The following is a 17,945-nucleotide window of genomic DNA, read 5'->3' on the forward strand; positions in this document are numbered from 1 at the left end:
GAGCTTTGATATGTACCCCCAATACTGGACACCCAGTATTGGGGGTATTTTAATGAAATACAGCTATAAGTTCAAAAGACAGTGTGTAGAATTATATCGACAAGGTAAATGGCCTGAAACGCCTAAAGATATAACAGAAAAAAATTTCCACAATACAATCCGAGTTTGGGTTCGGATAGAAGATAAATGTGGTCCAGAAGCATTAAGACATAAAAATCAGAGAAAAACTTGGTCAGCAGAAGAGAAATATGAACTTGTAGCCAAAGTATTAGCTGGTGCGTCAAATAAGGAAACAGCTATTTCTGCAGGAATTAACGCTGGACTCTTGTATCAGTGGGTTAGATGCTATAAAATTAAAGGGTATCAGGGATTGGTCGCACAACGAAAAGGACGACCACCCAAGGAGCCTGAAATGAAGAAAAAAATAGAGCCGGCAGAACTTACTCCATCAGAACGAGAAGAAATGATTCTGCTCAGAGCAGAAAATGAGCGCTTGAGAGCGGAGATTGCTATTGTAAAAAAAGAGATTGCCTTGAGAGAAGAGAGATGCGCAGCGCAACTCAAGGCGAAAAAGCTGCGCTCGTCCAAAAACTGCGTGAAGAAGGTTACAAACTGAATTATTTGCTGGATGCGATTGGACTGTCGCGTTCAACGTACTATTACGAGCTTAGCAAGACAGATAAAGTTAGCGAACGAAATGCCGACTTATCATCCGAAATTATTGTTATCTTCAACGAGAACAAAAAGCGATATGGTGTAAGGCGCGTACATAAGGAGCTTCTGAATCGAGGTTTTCGAGTAAATCACAAGCGTGTCCAACGAATCATGAATCAGCTTACCTTGTTTGGAAAATGTCCCAAGGAAAAATACCACTCCTATAAAGGCGATGTTGGCAAAGTTGCTGATAATATCATCAATCGAGATTTCAATACCGAAAAACCTTTGCAAAAGTGGACAACCGATGTATCGCAGTTCAATCTGCCTTGGGGCAAATGTTATCTTTCTCCGATTTTGGATATGAACAGCAATGAAATAATCTCTTACAATCTTTCTCTACATCCAGATATGGCGCAAATAAAGGACATGCTGAAAAAGGCATTTAAAGGTTTTCCTTCTGTAAAAGGTCTTATTATGCACTCAGATCAAGGATGGCAATATCAGCATGCATTTTATAGGAATGAATTGCAAAAGCACGGAATCATTCAATCAATGTCTAGGAAAGGTAACTGCTATGACAACTGTATTATGGAAACTTTCTTTGGCAGATTAAAAAACGAGATGTTCTACGGATTTGAAAAAGATTACCCTTCGTTTGAATCTTTTTCAAACGCTATAGCTGAGTACATCGATTATTATAACAACAAAAGAATTCAAGCTAAAACAAAATGGATGCCTCCCTCTAAATTCAGAGAAGCATCCATGATGTAAATATAATTATTCAAATTTTTAGCGGTGTCCAGAAAACTGGGTACATATCACTTCTGCAGCGGTTTTGTGCTTTATATGTCTTATTCGTTCAGCAGGTGCAGGGATTCAAAGAGCTTGAAGATAAGGCTCATAATAATAGCAACAACGGTTGCCAGCACCATGCCCTGTACGGAAAAGGCACCGAAGGAGAGCTTCGCACCGGAAAGGCCGATAATCATAATAACAGAGGTCATTACGAGGTTGGAGGATTTGCTGTAATCTACCTGACGTTCAACCAGTACGCGGATGCCGCTGGCAGCGATTACGCCGAACAGCAGGATGCAGATGCCGCCCATAACAGGAACGGGGATACTGTGAATCAGCTCGCTGAGCTTACCGCAGAAGGAAAGGATGATTGCCATGACAGCAGCGCCGCCGATAACCCAGGTGCTGTAAACCTTGGTGATTGCCATAACGCCGATGTTTTCACCGTATGTAGTGTTCGGAGTTGCGCCGGCAAAGCCGCTGATAACATTAGAAAGGCCGTCAGCAAACAGGGAACGGGAAAGGCCGGGATCCTTAATCAGGTCGCGGTCAACAATGTTGCCGGTTACTACGAGATGGCCGATATGCTCAGCCAGTACAACGAGTGCGGCCGGAGCTATAATCATAATAGCGTTGATATCGAAAACCGGAGCGTAGAAATGCGGTACCTGAAACCAGGGAGCGTCGATTACCGGCTGGAAGTTGACGATACCCATGATAGCTGCAAAAACATAACCGCAGACAACGCCGAAGAGAATCGGGATGATGCTCATGAAGCCGCGGAAGGCAACAGAGCCGATAACGCCGACCGCCAATGTGAACATAGAAATAGCCACGTTGACCATATTAATGTTATCACCGGTCAAACCTGCCATGTTGGCTGCAACAGGTGCCAGCTCCAGACCGATAACAGCGATGATTGCGCCCATTGCTGCCGGCGGGAAGATGACATCAATCCATTTGGTGCCTACGCAGTGAATAATCAGCGAGAAAAGCATGAACAGCAGACCGAAAACGATAAAGCCGGACTGTGCATGGTTATAGGCAGAGGTGGACATAATCAGCAGTACAGGAGAGATAAAGGCAAAGCTGGAGCCGAGATAGGAAGGAATTTTGCCCTTGGTGATGAAGATGTAGAGCAGGGTACCCAGGCCGTTCATGAACAGGCAGGTGGTAGGGTTGACCTTGAATAAAAAGGGGACCAGCACGGTAGAGCCGAACATGGCGAACAGATGCTGGATACTTAACGGAATATTAAGTAGTAATGGCGGACGTTCTTCAACTTGAATAACTTTGCGTTCCAAAATAAATAACCTCTTTTCTTAAATTTTGCTATGATAATTTTACGTGGATTTTACATTAATTGCAAGGAGTTTTTAGCAAAAGTGTAAAAAACTTTCCATAATCTCGGATTTTCAGATGAAGTGCCGCTCTTGTGTGATGCTTAAGAAGCAAGTATAATAAAGCTGTCATCTTTATTATATATTTTTTGTTGCTATTTCCGAATGAAGGGGGAATAAAAATGTTACAGGTAAATCATGAACGTGTAGCTAAACTTTTACAAGGCTTGGCTTCTTTTACGGACAGTGAAGAGGGCGTTACCCGCCTTGCCTACAGTCCGCTGGATAAAAAGGCTCAGAGCTGGCTGTTGGAGCAGGTGCAGGATTTGCATTTGCAAATCCGCACCGATGCTGTGGGTAATGTGTTCTTACGTCGCGATGGCAAACAGCAGCTGCTGCCGCCGGTAGCCACAGGCTCGCATCTGGACACTGTTATCCATGGCGGTGCCTATGACGGCATGTGCGGTGTCGTAGGCGCCCTGGAGGCGCTGTACATGCTGCAGGACGAGGAGCTTGGGCGCAGTATTGAGGTTATCATCTTCCGTGCGGAGGAATCGAGTCGCTTCGGCTTTGCAACTATGGGCAGTAAGCTGCTGACAGGCAGCGCAGTGCCGGAGCAGCTGAACAAAGGCGCCAAGAAGGGCGATATCAGCTTTATCGAGGCCTTGCGTGAATGGGGCTGCAATCCTGACGCTTATCGTGATGCTGTAATTGCGCCCGGCAGCTATAAATGCTTTGCGGAGCTGCATATCGAACAGGGCAAGGTTCTGGAGCAGACGCAGCATCAGCTTGGTATCGTACATAATATTGCGGCACCGACACGCTTTAAAATTCATATTAAAGGCGTGGCAGACCACAGCGGCGCAACGCCGATGGGGATGCGCCGTGACGCGCTCGTCAGTGCTGCTAAGCTTATTTTGGCGGTGAACGAGGCTGCGGAAACAGAAAAAGCCAACGGCAGTGTCGGTACCGTTGGCGTGGTGGATGTAGAGCCCGGTTCGATTAACGTTGTACCGGGAGCAGTTACGCTGTGGGTTGATGTACGTGGTGTTGATAAAGCCAGCATTGCGCGCGTGCTGCAAAGCATCCGCGAGCAGGCCGAAAACGTCGCTGTCTGCGACGGCGTCGGCGTGCAGATTGAAATGCTGACAGCAGACAGCCCTGTTGCTTTGGATAAGGCCTTGGCCGCGCAGAGCGAAGCGATATGCACAGAAAAGGGCTTCAGCTTCTTGCATATGAATAGTGGCGCCGGTCATGATGCTATGCATATGACGAAAATCTGCCCCACGACAATGCTTTTTGTTCCCTGTCGAGCAGGCATCAGCCATAACCCGGCAGAGTACGCTTCAACTGAGAATATCTGCCGCGGCATTGAGGTCCTGGCAGAGGTTTTGCGTCGAGAGGCCAATTGACAATAGCGCAAAAACTGCTATAATAATTATAGAGATAGCCGATTGTGGTAGGTCGGCTTTCCTCGCAAATTTGTAGTTTGAAGGAAGCCGCCTAACCGTTAGGCGGTTTTTTTCATGCCTTTATTTAGAGCGATGTGATAAAATCAAAACTACGAGAGTTGCAAAGCCTATCATAAGCTGAAGTGCTTCGAAAACAGTCATAGCATCACCCACTTTCCAGCAGGAAACCGACGTCGGCTATCTCTATGCGAAAATTATATCGTTTTATGAAATTTAAAGAAAATATATTTTTATACTCCTGTACCGTCAAAGCAGGGGATAAAGTCCTTGCAGGCTGCATCACCCTCTTGCACAAAGCCATCTTCGATAGTGCTTTGCAGCAGATAGCTTTCCAGCTCCTTGTATTCCTCATCCGTAACCTTGCGGTTGATTTCAGGATATTCGTTGGCGCGGCCGCAGGGAACGTATTGGTGCATCAGGCTGAACATTACCTGCCCAGGCTTGAAGTTGGCAGCAATCCAGTCGATAATTCTCTTGGTATTGTCAGGCATTCCGGGCATAATCAGATGACGGATAATAACGCCTTTAGTCATAATACCGTTATCATCAATATGGTAGTCACCGACCTGATTATACATTTCCTTAATAGCTTCGGTTGCGATGCGGAAGTAGTAGGGTGCGTTGCTGTATTTGATAGCAGCCATATCATCACTGTATTTTAAATCCGGCAGATAAATCTGCACCTTGCCTTTAAGGCGGCGCAGTGTATCCTGCGTTTCAAAGCCGCTGGTGTTATAAACAACAGGCACCGGCAGAGGCTCGGCCAGACTTTGCAGCACTGCCTCGGTAAAATGGGTGGGCGTAACGAGATTGATATTGTGCGCACCTTGGGCGATAAGCTCGTGATAGATTTCCTTCAGACGTTCAATAGTAATTTCCTTGCCGAAGCCCTTGCAGCTTATGTCATAGTTCTGACAGAAAACACAGTGCAGGTTGCAGCCGGAAAAGAAAACCGTACCGCTGCCTTTAGTGCCGCTGATGACGGGCTCTTCCCACATATGCAGGCCGGCGCGGGCAACAATCGGAGCGAGGCCTACGCCGCAGCTGCCGAAGCAGCCTGTAGTATCAGACATATTTGCAGGGCGGTCTACACCGCAGCGATGCGGACATACATAACAGAGAGTCATATTATTTCCTCCTTTGAAAAGAGCTTGCCGTGCCTTTTCGGTATATGTATAGACAAGAATACTTGGTTCCCCCTTGGGGGAACTGTCGAGCGATAGCGAGACTAAAGGGGGCAACACTCTAATTCATCATACATTTATTTTACCACAATCGCCCGGTATTGACAAAAACAACGCGGCATCTTATAATTTTAGTATTAGGTCATATAACTGACGGAAGTGGGTTACCACAGGGGAGTATGACCGGTAGCACGCCGACCGTCTGGGCAAAGATTTTTTCTTGTGCCAGTGTGTCGGTTTTTTTGTTTGTCTAAGTGACTGGCACTATACAAAAGAGGAGGAGTTATAGTGAAAGAATTAGCATTAAAATATGGCTGCAATCCTAATCAGGGCAGCGCACGTATTTACATGAACAATGGCAGCGAGCTGCCGATTGAGGTGCTGAACGGCCGTCCGGGTTATATCAATTTTCTTGATGCTTTCAACAGCTGGCAGCTGGTAAAAGAACTGAAGGAGGCAACCGGTCTGCCGGCAGCAGCATCCTTTAAGCACGTAAGCCCTGCAGGTGCTGCAGTAGGCCTGCCGCTGAGCGATACTCTGAAAAAGATTTATTATGTAGATGACCTGGAGCTGTCTCCGTTGGCAAATGCTTATGCACGCGCTCGTGGCGCTGACCGTATGAGCTCCTATGGCGACTTTGTTGCTTTGTCCGATGTTTGCGACGTGCAGACTGCTAAAATGCTGGCACGCGAGGTTTCCGACGGTGTTATCGCACCCGGTTATACCGAAGAAGCTCTTACTGTTCTGAAGGGCAAACGCAAAGGCACCTACAACATTATTAAAATTGATGAAAACTACAAGCCGGAGCTGCTGGAGCATAAGCAGGTATTCGGTATTACCTTCGAGCAGGAGCGCAACGAAGCTAAAATTACCGCTGATCTGCTGCAAAACCGTCCGACCGTGAATAAAGAAATTCCGGAAGGCGCAGCACGCGACCTGCTGATTTCCTTAATCGTTTTGAAATACACTCAGTCCAACTCCGTTTGCTATGTAAAAGACGGTCAGGCTATCGGCATCGGCGCCGGCCAGCAATCCCGCGTACACTGCACTCGTCTGGCAGGCGGCAAGGCTGATATCTGGTGGCTGCGCCAGAATCCGAAGGTTTTGGCTCTACCGTTTAAAGACAGCATCCGTCGTCCCGACCGCGACAACACCATCGACGTTTACATCTCCGATGATTATGAAGATGTACTGGCTGACGGCGTATGGGAAAACTTCTTCACCGAAAAACCGGAACCGCTGACTCGCGAAGAGAAAAAGGCTTGGGTTGCACAGCTGAAGGACGTTGCTCTCGGCAGTGACGCATTCTTCCCGTTCGGAGATAACATTGAGCGTGCGCATCGCAGCGGCGTTCAGTATATTGCACAGGCAGGCGGCTCTATCCGTGATGATAATGTTATCGAAACCTGCGATAAGTACGGTATTGCAATGGCATTCACCGGCCTGCGTCTGTTCCACCACTAAGATAGCTTTATAATGAACTTGCGTCCCACTCGTCTGACGGGTGGGACGTTTTTATGTGCGCTTTTGATCTTGCTTAGAACAACACACTCAAAAAACCTCATTACTTTATTGCAAATTACGTAAATTGCATGTATGATTGAATACAGGCAGTCTTTTACAAAAGCGTAAAGTGAAATGCCTATATCATAATTAAAACTTACTCCAATCCTATGAGGTGATAATATGCTTCTTAAAGAAATGAATTTCCGCGACATTGTGGATAAATACCTTTACATAGACGCTGCCGGCGTGGCGCAAAACCTGGGCAGCATTTTTGAGGTAACAGAAGATGCTACCGGCGTGCTTTGCTATGGTTATATAGATGAACAGGCAGGCATCAGCTTTGAAATATTATGCTGTGCTGTACACGATGCAGCTAAAAAGACGCTGAAGCTGTTGCATGGTAATGATGAGCAATCAGCGAAGATAAGATTATCCGAGCTGCTTGAAGCACAGGCAGCTGTGCTTCCGAGCGAAATGCCTCGCCTGAGCGAGTTCCAAAGCAAGGTGGCAATGGTGCAAAAGGTTTATGAGGCAGACGAAGCGACAGAAGCGATGCGTAAGCTTACCTCTTTAGATCCTGCAAGACTTGCAACGCATCCCGATATCGTAACTGTTTATCTGGTGTGCGGCGATGAGGCCGAAGCAGCTTATGTGTTGCTTAAGGAAGTGCGCGAGGTAAATATCATAGGCACGCTGCTTTCCGAGCCTCAAAAGGTTTTCGGTCTGCACAAGGGCGATGAAATAAGCTTTTTCCTGGTGCGTAACGAAAAGGGAATTATGTGCATGAAGGTGTTGGAGAAATAAGCAAAAGAAAGGACATAGATGCTGAGCTAAGCTCGGCAAGGTGATTTTTTGAGTTCTGTAAAAAGAAACAGGTATATAGACGGCAAGCTGCTTCTGGCTTATCCTGACGATTATACTGTTTTAGATATTGAAACTACCGGATTGAGTCCGCAGAATGATTATATAACGGAAATATCGGCCATAAAATACCGCAATAATCGCAGAGTAGATGAATTTTCCAGCTTAGTTAAGCCGGAATTATCCATCCCGTATTATATTACACGGCTCACCGGTATCAATGACGCCATGGTTGCGGATGCTCCGGCAATCGACGAGGTAATTTTGTCATTTATGGATTTTTTGGCTGATGATATTATTGCAGGCTATAATGTAGCCTTTGATTTGAGCTTTATTGCGGAAAATCTGGCAGGCCATTATGCCAAAAGATTAGCCAATGATTATGTTGATGTTATGAAGCTGGCGCAGAATGAATTACCGTTTTTAGGCAGGTATAAGCAGACTGCGGTCGCCGAATATTTTAATATTGCTACAGCAGGTGCGCACAGGGCTCTTGTTGACTGCAATATTTGCAACGGCTGTTACCAAAAGCTGAAGGAGCTGGCGGTGGCGGATTATCATCTGCCGCCGCAGCAAAGAGAGCTTGCAATCGTACCGTCTTTCAGGCGCTTAAGACCGTTGGCAGATAAAAATATAGTTCTGCTTGGCTCTTTTGACGGTCTTTATCTTAAAAACCTTCAGGAGATACTGACTGCGCTTGGTGCAAGCGTTGCTTATCATGTTACAGCAGCTTCTGATATGGTTATTGTCGGCACGGCGGATGCTTCCGTGTGTGGAGGCGCTGATTTGCAGCGTGCTGTCAGCATGAAAAACGCGGGCAAGAATATCTATATTCTTAAAGAAGATGTGTTTTGCCAATCGTTGCTGGCCAAAGGCTGGCTGCGGGTTGGTGGATTGAATGATTAATTCTATCTTACTTTCTTAAAGGCGCATTTCGTTATTGTATAATGTATAATTGTTGTATATCTATATAATTCAACAGATGATTATTGTATAATACGTATATAAATCCGGAAAGCTTACTGACAGCAGCGAAAGACATGGCAGCTGCCACTGATTTAAGAAAAAAATATCGGTGCGAGCAATGATATGCTATGTTTTTGTTTTATGCAGCAAGCATTGTACCGGATAAATTTTTCATCTGAGGGTGAATAAAATGTTAGATTTAGAAAAAAATTGTCGTGTAGCCGTAGTACAGTGTTCACCTGTAATGTTTGATAAGGATGCAACACTGGCCAAATGTATTAATTTGATTAAGCAGGCAGGTGCCGGCGGAGCACAGCTTATCGTGCTGCCTGAGCTGATTATTCCCTGCTATCCTTACGGCATGACCTTTGGCTTTACCGTAGGCAGCAGACAGGAAGAAGGACGTGCCGATTGGAAGCGGTATTATGATGGTTCTATTGTAGTGCCTGGCGCAGAAACTGATGCGCTCGGAGAAGCGGCACGCGAGGTAAATGCTTATGTAAGCATTGGTATATCGGAGCGTGATGCTGTAAGCGGTACGCTTTATAACAGCAACATCATTTTTGCTCCTGACGGCAGCATTGCTGCCCTGCACCGCAAGCTCAAGCCTACGGGCGCGGAGCGCTTTGTTTGGGGCGATGCGGATAAGGCTTATTTTCCTGTGGTTGCTTCGCCGTGGGGACCGCTTGGTAATTTGATTTGTTGGGAGTCTTACATGCCGTTGGCACGTGTGGCTTTATACCAAAAAGGCGTCACGATTTTGATTTCCTGCAATACAAATGATAATCCTGAGTGGCAGGCTACTATTCAGCATATTGCGCTCGAAGGACGCTGCTATTACATTAACTGCGATCAGTTCTTTACTAAAGATATGTATCCTGCTGATTTGCATGCGCAGGATGAAATCGCTAAGCTGCCGGAGCTTGTCTGCCGCGGCGGCAGCTGTGTGATTGATCCTTACGGACATTATGTTACTGAGCCTGTCTGGGATAAGGAAGCAATTATTTATGCGGATTTGGATATGGACAAGGTGCCTGCCAGCCGTATGGAATTTGACGCCTGTGGTCATTATTCACGCCCGGATGTTTTGCAGTTGCATGTTAAAGAGTAAAACTTTGACGTAAAGAATTATAAGAACAAAAAACGCTTACGCCCCACGCATCAACGTGGGATGTAAGCGTTTAATTTTTTTGCGGTTATTCAATCAAACCCTTAGGAGAAATTACCTCGCCGTTGTCAAAAGCAATATAGGTGACCTGAATTTTTACGGTTTCTTTGGTAATATCCAGGTTCATCAGCTTTTGGTCATCCGGCAGCATGGAATTCAGCTTTTTGCTGGTGGTGAGCTCCACTGCCTGTCCGGGGGCAATGCTGCCCTGATAATGCTCCGGATAGGAATAAAGCTGTTCACCCTTATCGTTGAGCACGGTTACATCGTAATACATACGGTTGATAGCAACGTTACTCATGTTTTTGGCCATGATGGTAGCGGTAAGCGTAGCTTTTTCCTCGCTGCCGATTTTGTTGCTGTCCTTGTTCAGCGTCAGGCGCTCGCTGGTTGCCTGCAGCGCTTTGTTCAGGCGGTCCATAACAGGCTTGTTCAGCAGGGCCTGTTTAGCACGTTTGGCAGCATCCAACTGGACGATAAAGTCTGCCAGATTGCTGATCTTCTTAATCTGCCAATCGCCTTTATCATTTTGCTGCATTAACAGCTCGGCAATAAAATCCTTATCCAGCTCATTGTTGTGCAGCACCAGGGTTGCTTTTGCTGTCTCACCCTCATGCTTGCTGAGCTTCAGATCTTTGACAGTAAGGTTTTGGATGGGGATGTGGCGTTCCAGGTTACGCTTCATAGCATCAGGTACGGGATCGGCCGGCTGCTTAGGAGTATTGTAGGGCTTAGCGGCAATTTTGTCCAGAGCCTCTTGCGTCATCAGGTCTACGACCGAAGGCTTCAGCATATGCAGAATGCCGAGTGCGAACGGGTTGGAGAAAACATTATCGTTATTGATTTTGCTTTCTGCCTTGATGATGTCCTCGAAAGCGTTGTCCATAACAGAGGGAACATCAACATATCGTGAAAATTTTGCGCTGTCATGCTGCTGCAGTGCAACGCGCGCTTCGTTCAAGGCATAAGCCGGTGTACGGATAAAATAAAGAAAATAAAAGGCTGCGCCTGCAAGGGCAGCGAGCAGAATAAATACAACAAACCATTTCTTTTTGCTTTGCATGATTTTGACCTTCCTAAACTATATTAAAAGGCAATCGGAAAAATTCTTTGCCTGCATATATTGTAATCATCTTAAGGGCAGATTTCAATACCTACTACTAAAATATTTTATAAATTATTCCCTACTTCTTTCCGGGGGAAATGTTGCGGGAAGTGAGTGTAATTGGTTATAATATAATGATAGACTGATTTTACACGGAGGTATTTACATGAGTGATAAAAATAAAACCTACTGTCTGATAAATTACGGCTGCCAGATGAATGAATCCGATACGGAGCATTATGCAGGACAGTTGCAGGAGCTTGGTTATGTGCCTAATCCTGATTTTCATACCGCAGATATAATTATTGTCAACACCTGCTGCGTGCGCGAAAGTGCGGAAAAGAAAATTGCCGGCAAAATTGGCGAATTAAAGGCTGTAAAGCGTGCCAATCCGGATGTAGTTATCTGTGTTGCAGGCTGTATGGCACAGAAGGACGGCGAAAAGCTGCGTAAAAAGCATCCGCAGGTAGATTTGCTGCTGGGTACTGCTTATGTTAACGATTTTAAACGTCTGCTGCTGGAATTTCTGGCAGAGCGCAAGGCTGCGGTTTATACTGATCTGACTATTCATCAAAGCGAGTTTGAAGGTCATATGGTACGCCAAAGCTCTTTTGCTGCCTGGATTCCAATTATGTATGGCTGCAATAATTTCTGCACCTACTGCATCGTGCCGTATGTACGCGGACGCGAGCGCAGCCGCAGCATCGATAATATTGTTGCCGAGATTGAGGCAGCGGTTAAAGATGGCTACAAGGAATTTACTCTGCTGGGGCAAAACGTAAATTCCTACGGCAAGGATTTTGGCGACAAGGACGCTTTCGCTAAGCTGCTGCGCCGTGTGGATATTATTCCCGGCGTTGAGCGTATTCATTATATGACCAGCCACCCGCGTGATATGAGCGAGGAGGTTATCAAGGCTGTTGCAGAATGTGAGCACATCTGCGAAAACTTCCATCTGCCGTTCCAGGCAGGCAGCTCGGAAATTCTGCGCCGTATGAACCGCGGTTATACGAAGGAAAAATATCTGGAGCTGGTTAAGCTGGTACGCAAGTATGTGCCGGACGCAACGATTACTACAGATATTATTGTAGGCTTCCCCGGCGAAACCGAAGAGAATTTTGAGGAAACTCTGGATGTTGTGCGTCAGGTTGGCTTCACCTCTGCCTATACCTTTATTTATTCCAAGCGCAGCGGTACACCTGCAGCCAAAATGGAAAACCAGGTGCCGCTGGCAGTGAAGAAGGAGCGTTTGAACCGTTTGATGGCTCTGCAGAACGAGAACAGCCTGAAGTGCCATGAAAAGCTGGTAGGTCAGACTGTAGAAGTGCTGGCAGAAGGCCCCAGCAAGCAGAAAACCGTCTGGAACGGACGCACACGCACAGGAGTTCTGGTGCTGTGGCCGATTGAAGATAAGCAATACGAGGTTGGACAGAAGGTTAACGTGCAGATTGAAGCTGCGCAGACCTGGCTGGTGAAAGGTAAGGCGGTTGATTAATGGCTGCTGCAAATGTTACGCCCATGGTACAGCAATATATGGCAGTGAAGCAGGAGCATCAGAATGAGCTGCTCTTCTTTCGCTTGGGCGATTTTTATGAAATGTTTTTTGACGATGCTATTACAGCATCGCGTGAGCTGAATTTAACATTGACTAAGCGCTCCAACGGTATGGAGCATATGCCGATGTGCGGTGTGCCTTATCATTCGGTGGACGGCTATATCGCCAAGCTGATAAAAAAAGGCTATCGCATCGCTATCTGCGAGCAGGTGGAGGATCCCAAGCTCGCCAAAGGCATTGTCGAGCGCAAGGTTATTAAAATTATTACGCCGGGAACGGCGCTGAACGAACAGCTTCTGGAGGATAAGCACAATCGCTATCTGGTATTTTTACAGCAGGCGCAGGAAAAGGGAATGTGCTTGGCAGCGGCCGATGTAACTACGGGCGAGTGCGAATGGTTTCTTGACCAGACACCGGAAAGCTTTTTGAATATCACCGAGCAGCTTTACAGACTGCAGCCCGCAGAGCTTGTTGTTCATTTTACTTCTGATGAAATGAGTGAGAAGCTGCAGGAATGGCTGGCTGCAAGATTGCCGGAATGCGTTGTTACGCATTATGACGAGAGTACGCCGGAGGCTGATTATTTTGCGCAGCACTTTGCCGGTAGTGAGGTGCCGGATGAGGTACATAGTACGGTTGAGCTTTTGCTGCGCTATCTGCACGGAACGGTGATGGCCGATTTGAGCCATATTAACCGTTTGGTGCGGATTGAACGCAACAGCTTTATGAACCTTGATGTGACTGCTATCCGTAACCTGGAGCTGGTTCGCAATATGACGGATGGCTCGAAGCGCGGTACGCTGCTGCAGGTGCTTGATTTTACCAATACCTCGATGGGTGCGCGCCGTCTGCGCAGTTGGATTGAAAGCCCGCTGCTTGATGTGGGCCGCATTTATGAGCGTCAGGAGGCGGTAGCCGAGCTTGCTGCAGCCGCAGAGCTGCGCGAAGCAATTGTGGCGCAGCTGAAGGCGGTGGCGGATCTGGAGCGTATTGTCAGCCGTATTGAGGTGGGCAGTGCCAATGCCAGAGATTTGGTGGCATTGCGTAATTCCTTAAGCGTGCTGCCGGGCCTGAAGGGCATCCTGGAAGGCTGCAGCAGCGGACTGCTGCGTAAGCTGTGGAAGGGCCTGCATCTGCACGAGGAGCTGGCTGCAAGATTACAGCAGGCGATTGTCGATGAGCCGCCGTTTTCTGTCCGCGAGGGCGGTATGATTCGCACCGGTTATAATCAGGAGCTGGATGAGCTGCATCTGATTGCTGCCGACAATAAAACCTGGATGCAGAACTTTGAGCAGAAAATCAAAGAAGAAACCGGCATTAAAACCATGAAGGTCGGTTTCAATAAGGTTTTCGGCTATTATATCGAGGTAAGCAAGGGACAGAGCAGCAGCGTGCCTCCGTACTTTGTGCGTAAGCAGACGCTGGTAAACGCGGAGCGCTATATTGTTCCCGAGCTTAAGGAGTTCGAGAATAAGATTCTCGGTGCCAAGGAAAAAATCGAGCAGCTGGAGTATTATCTGTTTGATGAGCTGCGTACACTGATTCGCGGCAAAATCAAGGAGATTCAGGAAACTGCCCGCGCCGTCAGCTACATTGATGTGCTGACAGGTTTGGCAGAGGCTGCCTATAAATATAATTATGTAAGACCGGAGCTGAATAATAACGGCGAAATCAAGATTGTTGACGGACGCCATCCCGTAGTAGAGCGCTTGCTGGAAAAGGAGATTTTTGTCCCCAACAATACCAATCTGAATAATACTGACGAGCGCATGATAATTATTACCGGTCCGAATATGGCAGGTAAATCAACCTACATGCGTCAGGTGGCGCTGCTGGTGCTGATGACGCAAATCGGCAGCTTTATTCCTGCGCGTCAGGCGAGCGTTTGCCCGGTAGACAAGATTTTTACGCGCGTCGGTGCCAGTGATGATCTGGCGACAGGCCAGAGCACCTTTATGGTGGAGATGAACGAGGTAGCTCAGATTTTGAAATACGCTACGAAAAACAGTCTGATTATCCTTGACGAGGTGGGACGCGGTACTAGTACCTTTGACGGCATGAGTATTGCTCACGCAGTTATGGAATATATCCATGACCGCATCAAGGCAAAGACGTTGTTTGCTACGCATTATCATCAGCTGATTGCTTTGGAAAATGTGCTGAGCGGTGTGAAGAATTATTCCGTTGCAGTTAAGGAAAGAGGCAAGGATATTATCTTCCTGCGCCGTATTGTACCGGGCGGTACCGACCGCAGCTACGGCGTACATGTTGCACGCCTCGCCGGTCTGCCGAAGAAGGTGCTGGAGCGTTCGGAAGAGCTGCTGAAGGAATATGATAATGACAACGGCCACGTGCAGCAGCCTGCAGCTGCCGCAGCGCCGGATAATATGATGGGCTCGCTGTTTGGCAGTTCTATTGCCAATGAGCTCTTAAAGCTCGATGTTATGAGTATGACACCGATTGAGGCGATGAGCGCCTTGTATAAATTGCAGGATGAAGCAAGAAAGGAGCTGGGTAAATAATGGCAGAAGAGCATGCCGTCCGTTTGTTGGATACGAATACCGCCAACCAGATTGCTGCCGGCGAGGTTGTTGAAAAGCCTGCGTCCGTAGTAAAGGAATTGGTTGAGAACGCACTGGATGCCGGTGCGGATAAAATTGAAGTAACGATTTTTGCCGGCGGTACGGAATATATCAGAGTAACTGATAATGGCTGCGGCATGAGTGAGGCTGATGCCAAAATGGCTGTGCTGCGCCATGCCACAAGCAAGCTTACGAAGGCTGAGGATTTGCTGAGTCTGAATACCTTGGGCTTTCGCGGTGAAGCCTTGCCCAGTATCGCTTCTGTTTCTAACTTTACGCTGCTTACCCGTCCAGAGAGCGAGGAATTCGCTACTTCTGTGCATATCGACGGCGGTGAAAACACGGAGGTTACGGCAAGCGGCGGCAGTACAGGTACTACCGTAATTGTAGAGAATCTGTTCTTCAACGTGCCTGCACGCCGTAAATTCCTGAAAACCGTGAGCACCGAGGGACGTTATATCAGCGAGCTGTTGACAAGGCTGGCGCTCTCGCGTCCTGATGTGCGTTTTAAGCTGGTGAACAATGATAAAGAGGTGCTCAGTACTCCCGGTGACGGAGATTTAGAGCATGCTATCAGAGCACTGTACGGCAAGAATGTTGCTGAAAACCTTTTGGAGGTATCGCTGAACGATCCTAAGGTAAGAATTAGCGGCTTTATCGGCAAGCCTACGCTGTTGAAGGGAACACGCCAGTGGCAGACGTTCTTCGTTAACGGCCGCTGCATCGGCAGCAAGATGCTTTCCAAGGCTATGGACCATGCATACCAGTCGCAGATTCCCAAAAGCGGCTTTCCCTTTGCTGTCATCAATTTAAAGGTTGATACAGCCAGTGTTGATGTTAACGTGCATCCGCAGAAGAGCGAAATCAAATTCAGTGATGATAGTCTTATTTACAAGGCTATGTATAAGGCGCTGACCGATGCGCTGACGAAGCCGATGAGCGCCAAAAAGACGCAGGTAACGCTGCTGCCGGATTCGGAGCTGAATGTGTTTGTGAAGCCACAATCTATTTCAACTCCGGTTACACCTGCACCCCAGCCTAAGCCGGCGTATCAGGCGCCGCAGCCTGTGTTCAAGAGCGGTGCAGAGCCGATTTTTAAAACGCCGGAGCGCAAGGAAGATGCGCAGCTTGCAACTGCTTCCGAAAGTTTACTGGTGCCTGAACAGCCTGTGCCTGCTGTAAAAAAAGAGCAGGGAGAGCAGCAGACAATGTGGCAGCCGTTTGATGATTTCACTCAAACCGCCGCAACAGTTTCTTACAGCAAGGGATATCAGGAGCCTGTGCTGGAGGTGCATGAGGCGCGCAGCGAATTTGCTAAGCCGCAGCCGGCGGAGGCTGCACCTGCGGCTGACAGGGAAACTATTGCTTTTACCGATACCGACAGCGGTATGGATACTATCTGGCCGATTGGTCAGGTTGATAAAACATTTATTATTGCCCAAAGCGAAACAACGCTTTATCTTATTGATCAGCATGCTGCCCATGAGCGCATTCTTTATGACAAGCTTGTGGCTTCGCATGAGCAGATTCCGTCGCAGCAGCTTTTGATGCCGTTGTATGTGGATATGGCTGCCGATGATATTGCGTTGATTGAGGAGCACAGGGATGAATTTCTGGCTTTGGGTGTGGATGCTGCCAGCGCCGGCGAAAGCTTGCTGCGCGTGAGCAGTTTGCCGGCGGATATCAAGGCAGATTCTGCTGAGGATTTTATCAACGCTATCAGCAAAATGCTGCGGGAAATGCGTAATGTCAACGGCAGTGATTTGCGGCAGGAGGTGCTGCACATGACTGCCTGCAAGGCAGCGATTAAGGCAGGACAGCTGCTGAATATGCGGCAGATGCGTCAGCTGATTATTGATTTGTGCAATACTACGCATCCCTTTACCTGCCCACACGGCAGACCTTGCATGATTGAAATTGACAGCAATCAGCTGTATAAAATGTTTAAAAGGACGGGCTTTTAATGCTTACAGGCAAAATTGGCGTAACAACGGCCAGAAATGCTACAGGCAGCGCCGCTGCAGCTCAGGCTAGGGCCTGGGCGGAGCAGCTGGGCGCACTTTATGTGGAGCGTCCGCACAATATGGGCGTAGACGAGATTATGGCGCAACATGACTTGGCGGCGCTGGTTGTGGGCGAAAAGGACGGTCCGCGTATTCACAGTGCCGCAGGCAGCTTTGCCTATCATCCTGGTATGGCGGTGCTGCGTCTGCAGCAGCTGAAACGTAGCGCGACGGAGCATTTGCTGACGGCGTTGGACCTGCGTCCTGGGAAAAGAGTGCTGGATGCTACGCTGGGCCTGGCGGCGGATGCCGCCATCAGCTCCTATGCTGTCGGTGAGGATGGAACGGTTGTGGGGTTGGAGGCTTCACCGCTGCTGTATTTTGCCGTGAGCTATGGCCTTAAAAATTATGTTGCCGAGGATGTTGACCTGACGGCGGCATTGCGCCGGATTCAGCCGGTGCAGGCGCTGGCGGAGGATTATCTGACGCAGTGTGCACCGGACAGCTTTGACGTTGTTTATTTCGATCCGATGTTCCGCCATCCTGTCAACGGTGCCAAGGGCATGGAAGCATTGCGTCCGCTTTCCTACGAGGAAGCGCTGTCGGCAGAAACGCTGCAGCTGGCATTGCGTGTAGCACCGCGCGTGGTTATCAAAGAGCGCAGCAAATATATTCTGCGCGAGTATGGTTGCGAGGAATTTATCGGCGGAAAATACAGCAGGATTAAGTACGGAATAATAAAAAGGTGATT

The 17,945-nt window shown here is 47.9% G+C and carries 15 protein-coding genes and 1 riboswitch; of the genes, 11 read left to right on the plus strand and 4 right to left on the minus strand.

Annotated features, from left to right (window positions below; all coding sequences use genetic code 11):
- The first annotated feature begins 52 nt into the window (after nucleotides 1-52).
- Together M5E81_RS03120 and M5E81_RS03125 are read left to right on the plus strand one after the other, a co-directional pair.
- Nucleotides 53-616 carry a transposase gene (locus M5E81_RS03120; protein WP_249747006.1) on the plus strand — a complete coding sequence of 188 codons (564 nt, stop codon included), beginning with the start codon at nucleotides 53-55 and terminating at the stop codon, nucleotides 614-616.
- Nucleotides 547-1,428, plus strand: a complete 882-nt coding sequence (locus M5E81_RS03125) for an IS3 family transposase (RefSeq protein ID WP_249747005.1) — start codon at nucleotides 547-549, stop codon at nucleotides 1,426-1,428. The genes M5E81_RS03120 and M5E81_RS03125 overlap by 70 nt, the downstream gene beginning before the upstream one ends.
- 80 nt (nucleotides 1,429-1,508) lie before the next feature.
- Here the strand turns inward: M5E81_RS03125 and uraA are convergent, their stop codons facing one another.
- The gene (gene uraA, locus M5E81_RS03130) at nucleotides 1,509-2,756 is read right to left on the minus strand and encodes a uracil permease (RefSeq protein ID WP_249747848.1); all 1,248 of its coding nucleotides are present in this window, start codon (nucleotides 2,754-2,756) and stop codon (nucleotides 1,509-1,511) included.
- Between the two features lie 218 nt (nucleotides 2,757-2,974).
- Between uraA and M5E81_RS03135 the strand changes: the two genes are divergently transcribed.
- Entirely contained in the window at nucleotides 2,975-4,204 is a 1,230-nt protein-coding gene (locus M5E81_RS03135; protein ID WP_009144884.1) for a M20 family metallo-hydrolase, read from the plus strand.
- 120 nt (nucleotides 4,205-4,324) lie between these two features.
- Here the strand turns inward: M5E81_RS03135 and M5E81_RS11400 are convergent, their stop codons facing one another.
- Nucleotides 4,325-4,405 carry a putative holin-like toxin gene (locus M5E81_RS11400; RefSeq protein ID WP_363316971.1) on the minus strand — a complete coding sequence of 27 codons (81 nt, stop codon included), beginning with the start codon at nucleotides 4,403-4,405 and terminating at the stop codon, nucleotides 4,325-4,327.
- 89 nt (nucleotides 4,406-4,494) lie between these two features.
- Nucleotides 4,495-5,391, minus strand: a complete 897-nt coding sequence (locus M5E81_RS03140; RefSeq protein WP_040564798.1) for a radical SAM protein — start codon at nucleotides 5,389-5,391, stop codon at nucleotides 4,495-4,497.
- A gap of 193 nt (nucleotides 5,392-5,584) precedes the next feature.
- Nucleotides 5,585-5,663: riboswitch (ZMP/ZTP riboswitch) on the plus strand.
- A 70-nt stretch (nucleotides 5,664-5,733) separates the two neighbouring features.
- Between M5E81_RS03140 and M5E81_RS03145 the strand changes: the two genes are divergently transcribed.
- The 4 genes from M5E81_RS03145 to M5E81_RS03160 all read left to right on the plus strand — a co-directional run bounded on the left by M5E81_RS03145 (nucleotide 5,734) and on the right by M5E81_RS03160 (nucleotide 9,892).
- A complete protein-coding gene (locus tag M5E81_RS03145) occupies nucleotides 5,734-6,912 on the plus strand; it encodes a phosphoribosylaminoimidazolecarboxamide formyltransferase (RefSeq protein ID WP_040564796.1) in 1,179 nt (392 codons plus the stop codon).
- A 222-nt stretch (nucleotides 6,913-7,134) separates the two neighbouring features.
- Nucleotides 7,135-7,758 carry a hypothetical protein gene (locus M5E81_RS03150; protein WP_009144880.1) on the plus strand — a complete coding sequence of 208 codons (624 nt, stop codon included), beginning with the start codon at nucleotides 7,135-7,137 and terminating at the stop codon, nucleotides 7,756-7,758.
- 48 nt (nucleotides 7,759-7,806) lie between these two features.
- Nucleotides 7,807-8,721: an exonuclease domain-containing protein gene (locus tag M5E81_RS03155; RefSeq protein ID WP_249747849.1), complete on the plus strand. Its 915-nt coding sequence runs from the start codon at nucleotides 7,807-7,809 to the stop codon at nucleotides 8,719-8,721.
- Between the two features lie 250 nt (nucleotides 8,722-8,971).
- A complete protein-coding gene (locus M5E81_RS03160; protein ID WP_040564794.1) occupies nucleotides 8,972-9,892 on the plus strand; it encodes a carbon-nitrogen hydrolase family protein in 921 nt (306 codons plus the stop codon).
- An 85-nt stretch (nucleotides 9,893-9,977) separates the two neighbouring features.
- Here the strand turns inward: M5E81_RS03160 and M5E81_RS03165 are convergent, their stop codons facing one another.
- Entirely contained in the window at nucleotides 9,978-11,012 is a 1,035-nt protein-coding gene (locus tag M5E81_RS03165; RefSeq protein ID WP_249747850.1) for a DUF2939 domain-containing protein, read from the minus strand.
- A 208-nt stretch (nucleotides 11,013-11,220) separates the two neighbouring features.
- Between M5E81_RS03165 and miaB the strand changes: the two genes are divergently transcribed.
- Genes miaB through M5E81_RS03185 form a run of 4 tightly spaced genes read left to right on the plus strand, consistent with a single transcriptional unit; the run spans nucleotide 11,221 to nucleotide 17,943 of the window.
- Nucleotides 11,221-12,549 (plus strand): tRNA (N6-isopentenyl adenosine(37)-C2)-methylthiotransferase MiaB, encoded by a 1,329-nt coding sequence (miaB, locus tag M5E81_RS03170; protein WP_249747851.1) that lies wholly within the window; start codon nucleotides 11,221-11,223, stop codon nucleotides 12,547-12,549.
- Entirely contained in the window at nucleotides 12,549-15,131 is a 2,583-nt protein-coding gene (gene mutS, locus M5E81_RS03175) for a DNA mismatch repair protein MutS (RefSeq protein ID WP_249747852.1), read from the plus strand. Before miaB ends, mutS begins: the two co-directional genes overlap by 1 nt.
- Nucleotides 15,131-17,155 (plus strand): DNA mismatch repair endonuclease MutL, encoded by a 2,025-nt coding sequence (mutL, locus tag M5E81_RS03180; RefSeq protein ID WP_249747853.1) that lies wholly within the window; start codon nucleotides 15,131-15,133, stop codon nucleotides 17,153-17,155. Before mutS ends, mutL begins: the two co-directional genes overlap by 1 nt.
- On the plus strand, nucleotides 17,155-17,943 hold the full coding sequence (locus M5E81_RS03185; RefSeq protein ID WP_249747854.1) for a class I SAM-dependent methyltransferase: 789 nt from the start codon (nucleotides 17,155-17,157) through the stop codon (nucleotides 17,941-17,943). The genes mutL and M5E81_RS03185 overlap by 1 nt, the downstream gene beginning before the upstream one ends.
- Nucleotides 17,944-17,945 lie beyond the last annotated feature (2 nt).

This window comes from Phascolarctobacterium succinatutens (assembly GCF_023497905.1).
GTDB lineage: Bacteria > Bacillota > Negativicutes > Acidaminococcales > Acidaminococcaceae > Phascolarctobacterium_A > Phascolarctobacterium_A succinatutens.

Coding starts and splice junctions, on each gene's coding strand:
- M5E81_RS03120 (WP_249747006.1), top strand. CDS start 53: ATGAAATACAGCTATAAGTTCAAAAGACAGTGTGTAGAATTATATCGA.
- M5E81_RS03125 (WP_249747005.1), top strand. CDS start 547: ATGCGCAGCGCAACTCAAGGCGAAAAAGCTGCGCTCGTCCAAAAACTG.
- M5E81_RS03135 (WP_009144884.1), top strand. CDS start 2,975: ATGTTACAGGTAAATCATGAACGTGTAGCTAAACTTTTACAAGGCTTG.
- M5E81_RS11400 (WP_363316971.1), bottom strand. CDS start 4,405: ATGACTGTTTTCGAAGCACTTCAGCTTATGATAGGCTTTGCAACTCTC.
- M5E81_RS03140 (WP_040564798.1), bottom strand. CDS start 5,391: ATGACTCTCTGTTATGTATGTCCGCATCGCTGCGGTGTAGACCGCCCT.
- M5E81_RS03150 (WP_009144880.1), top strand. CDS start 7,135: ATGCTTCTTAAAGAAATGAATTTCCGCGACATTGTGGATAAATACCTT.
- M5E81_RS03160 (WP_040564794.1), top strand. CDS start 8,972: ATGTTAGATTTAGAAAAAAATTGTCGTGTAGCCGTAGTACAGTGTTCA.
- M5E81_RS03165 (WP_249747850.1), bottom strand. CDS start 11,012: ATGCAAAGCAAAAAGAAATGGTTTGTTGTATTTATTCTGCTCGCTGCC.
- miaB (WP_249747851.1), top strand. CDS start 11,221: ATGAGTGATAAAAATAAAACCTACTGTCTGATAAATTACGGCTGCCAG.
- mutS (WP_249747852.1), top strand. CDS start 12,549: ATGGCTGCTGCAAATGTTACGCCCATGGTACAGCAATATATGGCAGTG.
- mutL (WP_249747853.1), top strand. CDS start 15,131: ATGGCAGAAGAGCATGCCGTCCGTTTGTTGGATACGAATACCGCCAAC.
- M5E81_RS03185 (WP_249747854.1), top strand. CDS start 17,155: ATGCTTACAGGCAAAATTGGCGTAACAACGGCCAGAAATGCTACAGGC.